The following is a 507-nucleotide window of genomic DNA, read 5'->3' on the forward strand; positions in this document are numbered from 1 at the left end:
TTTCTTCCAGTATTTTTTTTACCTTCCTCCATCTAGTTTGTTTACCTACATACACTCCCCTTTATAAACATGCATTTCTTTCACCTTCTATATATATTTTCTTTCCCCATTTTTTTATTCTTTAATCCTTCCTTTATTCCTTCTCGCCTACTATCATCTCTTCTCTCTTTAATCTCTTCTTCTCATCTCCATCACTCTCATCTTTCCCCTCCTTTCCCCTCTTCCCTTTCTTCCTTTTTTCCTCCTTTTCTTCCTCTTTTTTTTTCTTCTTTCTCCTTGTTCTGTATCTCATCTTTTTATAGCGCCCCCCTTCTAATTTTTCTTTCTTTATTTCCCGTCTCCTCATACTCACCATTTTAGTTTCCCTCTCTCATCTTTTCTCTCGCCTGCTTTTCCGCCCTTCTTTCCTCTTTGCTATCCCGCTGTTCTCCACCAAATTAGTTTAATATATCTGTAAAAATTTATTATATATGAATGACTAATTCAGTAAGCGCACACTTTTGATTC

The 507-nt window shown here is 35.9% G+C and carries 1 protein-coding gene; it reads right to left on the bottom strand.

Translation table 11 applies throughout. The annotated features are described in order from the left end of the window. Positions 1 to 133: 133 nt before the first annotated feature. Positions 134 to 346 (bottom strand): hypothetical protein, encoded by a 213-nt coding sequence (locus DNK84_RS13965; RefSeq protein ID WP_162902526.1) that lies wholly within the window; start codon positions 344 to 346, stop codon positions 134 to 136. Between the last annotated feature and the right edge of the window lie 161 nt (positions 347 to 507).

Source organism: Facilibium subflavum (assembly GCF_003574485.1).
Lineage (GTDB): Bacteria > Pseudomonadota > Gammaproteobacteria > Francisellales > Francisellaceae > Facilibium > Facilibium subflavum.